Consider the following 7386-nt stretch of genomic DNA (forward strand, 5'->3'; position numbering starts at 1 on the left):
GCAACAGCCGTTCTTGAGCAGTCGGCTGTTGGTGACCTTAGAATAAATTCCCCTCTGTGGAGGGGTGGCGCGAAGCGCCGGGGTGGTTGCTTGACTCTCACGACACATGAGGGCAAACGGCAGCACCACCCCGTCAGGCTTCGCCTGCCACCCCTCCTGACCGGGACGACACGCTTCTTCCAAGGTATAGGGTTGTAATATATCAAGCGCAGGACGAAACTGTTCCAAACCCGCACTGGATATTGCAAGTGCAGCACACCCTTCAAACTCTAGCGAGGATGATTGTGTGATATTTAAAAGGCAGACAGTATTTGCCTGTTCAAGCCTAATAAATACCGGCAAGGCCTTAACAAGCGTTTTACCAAACATCCTGTCGGATGGAAAAAAAAGATAATGATCCCCCCTGTGTCAGACTAGTTGGAACCTCAACCGAGGTTAGAATTTAACCCATCCTAAGATGGGGGCAAAGAAAAGGTTCCTATGAAATACTCACCCGAACGCCGAGAAGCGATACTGGCCAAATTAATGGCTCCCCATAACCGAACGGTTGCTGAACTAGCCCAGGAAGAAGGCATTTCCGAAGCGACGCTTTACAACTGGCGTAAACAGGCACGTGATCAAGGCCGGTTATTACCAAACCAAGCCAGCACACCGGAAGGTTGGAGCTCGGCAGAAAAATTCAATGCCGTCCTGGAAACCGCTGCCTTATCCGAAACGGAACTGGCCGAATATTGTCGCCGTCGTGGCCTGTATGTTGAGCAAATACGTCGGTGGCGCAGCAGTTGTGAACAAGCCAATGACGTCAGTGCCAAAGCATCCGCACAGCAAGCAGAAATCACTAAAGCAGAACGTAAACGCATCAAGGAACTGGAGCGCGAACTACGTCGTAAAGATGCCGCCTTGGCTGCGGTGTTTGTCAAACAAGTTGTCCGATATCTTATGCAGCCAACCTTATATTTTCAGGTGGGATGTCGTGCTCCTTGGGCGGGTTAAGCCAGACTTCTTCAACCGGTTTCCAGTTACGGACAGAACGATTCTTCCAGCGCTCAGGCTTGGCCTGCTTGGCGGCCTCATAAACGGCACTGCGGTGATTCAGAATGGCTTTATCCTGCCTCGTATGACGTTGTTCAGGTGTCACAAATTGAATGCCGCTGTGGCAATGCATGGTGTTATACCAGGCCACGAATTGATGCACCCATTGGCGGGCTTGCTTCAGACTGGCAAACGGCTTTGCGGGATAGGCCGGTGTATATTTGAGCGTTCGGAACAGGGCCTCGGAGTACGGATTATCATCGCTGACCGAAGGCCGACTGAATGACGGCACGACACCCAGCCGCTGCAAGGTCGCCAGCATGGTAGCGCCTTTCATTGGACTACCATTGTCCGAGTGTAAAACGAGCTGGCCTTTGCTAACACCGTGTTTGAGGCACGCCTTGTCAATGAGGATGGCCGCATGCTGTGCCGATTCATCAAGATGCACTTCCCAGCCTGTAATCAGGCGACTATAAACATCAATCGTCATATACAAGCGGTAAAACTGCCCACGAAGAGCACTAGGCAGATAAGTGATATCCCACGACCAAACCTGATTGGGTGCCGTTGCGACCCAAGACCTGGGTTCAGCCACCGGCCGGGGCGGCTGTGCGCGACCACGACGGTTAAGCTGTTCATGCGCCTTGAGCACTCGGTAAAAACTGGATTCAGAGGCAATATAAATACCCTGATCAGCCAGCTTGGGCACGATTTGCGAAGGCGGTAAGCTCTGGTACTCAGATTGGTTGCATACCGCCAGAATCTGCTGCTGTTCCTGTTCAGTCAGGGCATGGGCATAAATACGTGCAGCCGCCTGCTGGCGTTTATCGTCCAGATCCTGGCCTGCGGTTTGCCATCGCAGCAAAGTACGGCAGGTAATACCTAGGATAGCGCAGGCTTTATGGCGTCGCGCACCGGCATGAACCGCTTCCTGGATCAGGGTAATGGCTATCTGTTTCATCGTGACGGGAATCAGTCGTCCTCGTTGATGCCCCAGATAGCCCAGGCTTTTTTTGACAAGGTCAATAAGGCAGCCGTTTCAGCCAGTGCCTTCTCCTTGCGTCTAAGTTCTTTTTCCAGCTGCCGGGTCTTTTTGCGCTCGGCGGTCAGTGCCGTTTTACTAACCGGCTCATCAACCACATCAGCTGATTCAAACGCCGCTTTCCAGGCGTCTAGCTGTTCAGGGTATAAACCATGCTCACGACAGTAAACGGAGCGCTCGGTCTCGTTCATGCTGGCGGTGTGGATAATGGCGGCCAATTTAGCCTTGGCATCCCATTGGTCAGGTGGGGATTTTTTTGCAGGCACACCCGAGTTCGACAGTTAAAAATGTAACCTATTGATTTGTAAAGAATCGTTTTAAAAACGCTCCACTACAAATTAATTTTTTATTGATTTTCTGTTATCTTCTTTGAAAATGCTTTTATTGTGAATTGTTTCTAGAATTCAGTCAAGATATCTAAAAATGTAATGGCATGCCATTTGTTTATTTAATTCAAATGGTTAGAGCCAAACTGTCGAACTCAGGGGCACAACAAATCCTTTTGCTTGAAACTGTTTTTTCCAAGTATATAACGTCGCCACATGAATACCACTTTCCCGGCTGATCTGGGCAATACTCTGGTTATTGGGCGGCATCATTTTTTTAACAATCTGCGCTTTAAGGTCGGGACTGTAGGATGACATTGAAAAACTCTATCCGCTCCCTCAAATGGATGAAATGTAAAAATCAAAAGATCGGACAACTAGTGTGACAGAGGGGGACGGGAACGAAGGCTAATTCGTTTTTTATATATGGAGGAAGAATCTCATCATCGTATATAAAAAAATCCGTCTCATTCGATTGCTCTCCAATAGAATTTTCGATAACACCTTTTGCTATTTTATATTTATGAGGGATAACCTCTTTGATTATCGAGGAGAGCTCGATTTCATTTAGTCCGCCTTTAACCCCGTTGTGTACAATATCTCTATTGACTTCAAAATCATTTCTTAGGGAGCTAATTTTTGCATTAAATTTTTCTGAAATGATGCTCATGCTTAAGAACCCTATTGGCGCTTTAGTGGTCAATTAATGAGGCTAACGATTAAGCTAACAGGCGAGCAAAAGCGTAGCTTTTGCGAGTCCAGTGAGCGAAGCGAGCGGTGTTGAGCGACTTGTTAGCACTTTGGACTCCGAGCTATAACTCCTGGCATTTTAAAGAAAGTTCCGTCGCCTCGTCCGTAATGAAAGAAGCCCCACCGTTTTTCAGGGTCAAGCAGGTCAATTTGACAAATGTGATGATCTCTTGGGTTTACTGTTTCGGAGAAGAGGCGAAATCTTAATTCGTCAGTATTTATCTCTACGATCAAGCCAGAGAAATCCAGGTTGTAGCATCCCTCTAGAATCTTGTGCTTGTCGTTCGGAAAGTTGTCTTTATATATTGCATTGTATCTTGGTTGAAAGTAGCGAATCAGGCCTGCTTCGATTAGGCAGATTTGCTCGTATTTAGATAGATGATTGTCTCGAATGCTTCTGAATCTATCCAGATCTCTATAGTCAGAAATTACGTTTCCTGCTCTTCCATCCATTTGGTGAATTATTCGATATGGTGCATATTCAAATGTCAGGATTTGGATTTCTGAATCGGGAGACTCGTATTGTGCCTGTGCAAGGATTTTTTGTAGCGTTGAATGGCTTTTTAGCCTTTCGAAGGCTGTCCTTGAACCATCACCGAAAGCTTGACCGATGTATAGAACTTCTAAATTGCTAAGTTCAGGGTTCTTAAGATGCCAACCCATGCCCATTGCCACGATACTGGCTGGAAGGTGCCTGACTTCAGTTCCTGCTGAATCTAGCGTGAGTATTTCTCTGTGGGGGTATTTAGAGAGCTTGACGTCAGTTGCTCCGTCAAGCAGCGGAAATTCGAATGAAAACTCTTGCTCTCTAACTTCTCCTTCGACTCGATAATTGGCTGTTACGCTGAGCTTGCCGCTCTCATAGGTAAGGGAGTCTTTTGAGAATGAAATTACTGGGGATTTGCATATCAAATATATATGGCAATTATTGGCGACATTTTGTTCGTCAGCCCCCATCGTTCCTCCAGACATAAACTGGCTTGCAGATGTCATTAGCCAGCGTGCAGAGAAAAGATTCACAGCAAATTCTGATAGGTACAGTTTCTTAGAGTCTTCCATGGTGCTTCGGTCTTGTCTGAATGTGGGTGCTAACGCCTCAAACACCGGCGCAGCTTTGCTGCGTCCGAGTGATTTGACTTGTTAGTTTTCGTTTAAACACAAAAGAATTTTTCATCCTCATCAAGAGCCAAGATTATATTTCTGGATACCTTCTTATAGGTTTCTTCTGATATTTTATCTGATAGCATTGACAAAATTTGTTGACCCGGAAGCTTGTTTGCTTCTTCGAAAATATCTTCAATTTGTTTTTTGTCAACATCCTCAATACTGTCATGAAAAATAAAGCTTGGTCGATTAAGCTTTAACTCACTAATGGCATGAATATATGCAAAATCAAAAGCAATAACTTCGGCTTTCTTCTTCCCGCCCTCAGGATTAGTTGCTGTGTTAATGAGTTCAATAGAGCAAGCCCCGCTATCCTTATTAAAATCCAAGTCTATGCTGTATTCTTCATCGTGAAGACTTTTGGTAAGAGACCTGAAGTGTGTATTAAATTTTTTCTCAAATTCATAAACATTATCAATCTCTTTGGAAATGGCCTCAAGAATCTTTTGCAATTGAGCTTCAGCTTCAGCTTGATCTGATTTTGCTTTGGACTGCTGCTCCATTAGACCTTCTAATTTTCCAAGCTCAACTTTAAGCTCACCAAGTCGTTTCAGATTTTTAGTCACATTGTCTAAGCTTTCCTTAGACCTCATGTCAGAAAAAACTTGTAACTTATCTTTCCTTATTGAACTTAGCTCTGCCTGAAGACCTTCAGACTCCTCGTTCAATTTAGGTAAATCAATCGTAAGAAAGTGCTTCTTTTTCTCAACGAGATTTTTATGGAACAAAATGACATCTTCAAGTTCTCGTAAGGCTCCGTCAATTGCGACGCCGGAGAAGCTATATATAGCTTTAAGCTCGTTAATCAAATAACCATCTTTGTCTTTAGATAAGAGTTCTATAGTATGATTGATGTTGTCTACTTTTCGCTGTATAGATAGAAGCTCTTCGGTATATCGGTCTTCTTTTACCTGTAGCTCTGAAAGTCTTTCTATTGGGTTTGAATATTCTGATGAATATTCGAATGTTAAAAGGTTATCCTCTAGCTCTTTAGCATCTGCCTTATATTTCTTGATCTCACTTTTCGGCTTTTGCTCTTTCACTAGCGCATTAATCGATGTGGAATTCCTTTTTCGCCTGTTAACCAGATTTGTTGCATCTCTTTTCTCCGTAAGTAGAGACGTATTATTGAAACCGAAAAGGTATAAAAAAAGTTCGCTATAATCTTTTGGGCCTTGTCGCTTATCAAGAAACTTAGTCGTACTTAACATTCTGTGACTGTCATTTCTAATGAATTTCGGCGCTACAGCTCGGACAGAAGGTCTTCTAGTAGATATATTAAAAATTTTATCCTGAATAAATGACTCATATCCCTTTTCTTCAACAATTTCACCATTTACCCAGAATTTAGATTCGGATTCGTCATCAATACATAAATGGCGAGAAATTTGATTTATTTTATTTGAGTAGTCAAAGAAGCTGAGAGAAGCAGTTACAATATTGTTCTTAAATAGCGTTTCTATCTCAAGATTTGGCTTTTTGAACTCTTCATCAATGTAAATACTTTCTATGCTTCCTAGCATTAGAAAGTCAACCACTCGTGATAATGTTGATTTGCCTACACTGTTACCTGTACGACCAGAATTTGGCTTGTTTGTGACGAGGTTAAGACCAGACTTGAACTTAACAAATCTTTTTACCTCGTTATTTATCTTTATTTCAAGGCTATCAAGCTTCATTTATAAAAACCTCTACTCCATTAAACTCAATTGCCTTAATTGAAAACAACCAATCTAACGACAGTATGATGTGATCAATCGATACTTTTAGCTCTGAAGAGCAGTCAGTGAGTATCGCATCTAAGGGCGGATTTTCATCTGCCACTTTCTTTAGAATTTTTGCCCCTATGCTTACAACATTTATTTCTGGGTCACAACCACTTCTAGGAATCATCAGCTGGATTCTCCATGATTATGCATTCGATAAAGGCATGAGCTACAACAACATTCACTCCCAATTCAACATGCTCTTTGTAAGCAGGAGTGTTTTTTGATTCAAATACAGTATTTTTTAATCTTTGAATGATAAAGTCCAAAATGAACTCAGAATTTTCTCTGACTTTAGCTATATCTATATCGCAAATTAAATAGTCAATTTCAACAGCGTCTAAAGCAAGAAAGTATAAATCGTTTAAATTCTGAAGGATCGTATCTTTTCCAAAAGTGACCAATGAGTCAATCTCGGAATAGGCTTCTTCTACTTTTGAAGAATGATCTAAGTATTGCTTTATGATATGGCTTTTAGCTTTAAGGTTATTGTGTTGTATCTTTACAACTGTTTCAGAAGATGGGCGTCTTCTGTTTTTCTTGAGCGTAAATGGCTTATTAGCTAGTGACTTTAGCAATTCATTTATAGCTGAGCTGATCTCATATTCGGGTGAATTTCCGATTATGATATTTCCAGCATTACGTTCAACTTTAACTGTTTTATTCACAGAGGGATTATCCCCTTCATTTCCTATAGTCAAGGTTTAGTCCCTTACATGTCTATTTTCATGCCGCCTGAATTATTCTTTGTATACACATTCTTCTGGCCGTTTTGCGTAACACTATCCTGACTATTATCTACTGTTGAATTTTTTGTTATTTCGCCAACTTGTATTTTCAACTGTTTATTTTTCTTTGATTTAATCACAGCAAATAACGTACTTCCAACAGTACATCCCCAAGCCAGTGTGACACCAATATCCGATTTTACAAATTCAATGAAAGTATCCATTTTTATCCTAGATGACAAATGATGATGTTGATGAGAAAACTAACATTTTATTAGTAAGCATGCTCGTTTTGTCACCCGCTGATGCTTACCGTTAATTAATATAATCACTTGTATTAAATAGACTTTCTTTAAAAATATAAGACACTCTGTTATTACAAATCGTGCATGCCGTCTATCCTGCTTGCACGATGCACATTATCTAACCCAAAGAACTCATAACACTTTAATTTATTTAGCATTAAATTACAACTCTACCGGTAAACAAGCATCTCTAGGCGTAAAAAACAGGCACTTTTTTAAATCCCAGCTAGAATAGGCTGTATAGGCAGACAGTTGCAAGACAAGGAGCGTTTT

General features: G+C 42.1%; 10 protein-coding genes. 1 reads left to right on the forward strand and 9 read right to left on the reverse strand.

The features are described from left to right. Nucleotides 1-480 precede the first annotated feature (480 nt). Nucleotides 481-993, forward strand: coding sequence for a transposase (locus KU392_RS12835; protein WP_217735491.1), 513 nt, complete (start codon nucleotides 481-483; stop codon nucleotides 991-993). Here the strand turns inward: KU392_RS12835 and KU392_RS12840 are convergent. The 9 genes from KU392_RS12840 to KU392_RS12880 all read right to left on the reverse strand — a co-directional run bounded on the left by KU392_RS12840 (nucleotide 938) and on the right by KU392_RS12880 (nucleotide 7032). Beyond that, complete coding sequence (locus tag KU392_RS12840) at nucleotides 938-1993, reverse strand: IS3 family transposase (protein WP_217735492.1); 1056 nt, start codon at nucleotides 1991-1993, stop codon at nucleotides 938-940. The genes KU392_RS12835 and KU392_RS12840 overlap by 56 nt on opposite strands. 11 nt (nucleotides 1994-2004) lie before the next feature. Then, on the reverse strand, nucleotides 2005-2340 hold the full coding sequence (locus KU392_RS12845; protein WP_217735493.1) for a transposase: 336 nt from the start codon (nucleotides 2338-2340) through the stop codon (nucleotides 2005-2007). A gap of 195 nt (nucleotides 2341-2535) precedes the next feature. Next, entirely contained in the window at nucleotides 2536-2718 is a 183-nt protein-coding gene (locus KU392_RS12850) for a transposase (RefSeq protein ID WP_217735494.1), read from the reverse strand. 43 nt (nucleotides 2719-2761) lie between these two features. Then, nucleotides 2762-3070 (reverse strand): DUF6602 domain-containing protein, encoded by a 309-nt coding sequence (locus KU392_RS12855; RefSeq protein WP_217735495.1) that lies wholly within the window; start codon nucleotides 3068-3070, stop codon nucleotides 2762-2764. A gap of 122 nt (nucleotides 3071-3192) precedes the next feature. Next, on the reverse strand, nucleotides 3193-4209 hold the full coding sequence (locus tag KU392_RS12860; protein WP_217735496.1) for a hypothetical protein: 1017 nt from the start codon (nucleotides 4207-4209) through the stop codon (nucleotides 3193-3195). Nucleotides 4210-4301: 92 nt separating this feature from the next. Then, nucleotides 4302-5993, reverse strand: a complete 1692-nt coding sequence (locus tag KU392_RS12865; RefSeq protein ID WP_217735497.1) for a DUF2326 domain-containing protein — start codon at nucleotides 5991-5993, stop codon at nucleotides 4302-4304. Next, complete coding sequence (locus tag KU392_RS12870; RefSeq protein ID WP_172514390.1) at nucleotides 5983-6207, reverse strand: ABC-three component system middle component 6; 225 nt, start codon at nucleotides 6205-6207, stop codon at nucleotides 5983-5985. Before KU392_RS12870 ends, KU392_RS12865 begins: the two co-directional genes overlap by 11 nt. Further along, nucleotides 6197-6781, reverse strand: coding sequence for an ABC-three component system protein (locus KU392_RS12875; RefSeq protein ID WP_172514389.1), 585 nt, complete (start codon nucleotides 6779-6781; stop codon nucleotides 6197-6199). The genes KU392_RS12870 and KU392_RS12875 overlap by 11 nt, the downstream gene beginning before the upstream one ends. A gap of 11 nt (nucleotides 6782-6792) precedes the next feature. Beyond that, the gene (locus KU392_RS12880; protein WP_217735498.1) at nucleotides 6793-7032 is read right to left on the reverse strand and encodes a hypothetical protein; all 240 of its coding nucleotides are present in this window, start codon (nucleotides 7030-7032) and stop codon (nucleotides 6793-6795) included. Nucleotides 7033-7386 lie beyond the last annotated feature (354 nt).

The organism is Advenella alkanexedens, from assembly GCF_019132845.1.
Lineage (GTDB): Bacteria > Pseudomonadota > Gammaproteobacteria > Burkholderiales > Burkholderiaceae_B > Advenella > Advenella alkanexedens.

Coding starts and splice junctions, on each gene's coding strand:
- KU392_RS12835 (WP_217735491.1), top strand. CDS start 481: ATGAAATACTCACCCGAACGCCGAGAAGCGATACTGGCCAAATTAATG.
- KU392_RS12840 (WP_217735492.1), bottom strand. CDS start 1,993: ATGAAACAGATAGCCATTACCCTGATCCAGGAAGCGGTTCATGCCGGT.
- KU392_RS12850 (WP_217735494.1), bottom strand. CDS start 2,718: ATGTCATCCTACAGTCCCGACCTTAAAGCGCAGATTGTTAAAAAAATG.
- KU392_RS12855 (WP_217735495.1), bottom strand. CDS start 3,070: ATGAGCATCATTTCAGAAAAATTTAATGCAAAAATTAGCTCCCTAAGA.
- KU392_RS12860 (WP_217735496.1), bottom strand. CDS start 4,209: ATGGAAGACTCTAAGAAACTGTACCTATCAGAATTTGCTGTGAATCTT.
- KU392_RS12865 (WP_217735497.1), bottom strand. CDS start 5,993: ATGAAGCTTGATAGCCTTGAAATAAAGATAAATAACGAGGTAAAAAGA.
- KU392_RS12870 (WP_172514390.1), bottom strand. CDS start 6,207: ATGATTCCTAGAAGTGGTTGTGACCCAGAAATAAATGTTGTAAGCATA.
- KU392_RS12880 (WP_217735498.1), bottom strand. CDS start 7,032: ATGGATACTTTCATTGAATTTGTAAAATCGGATATTGGTGTCACACTG.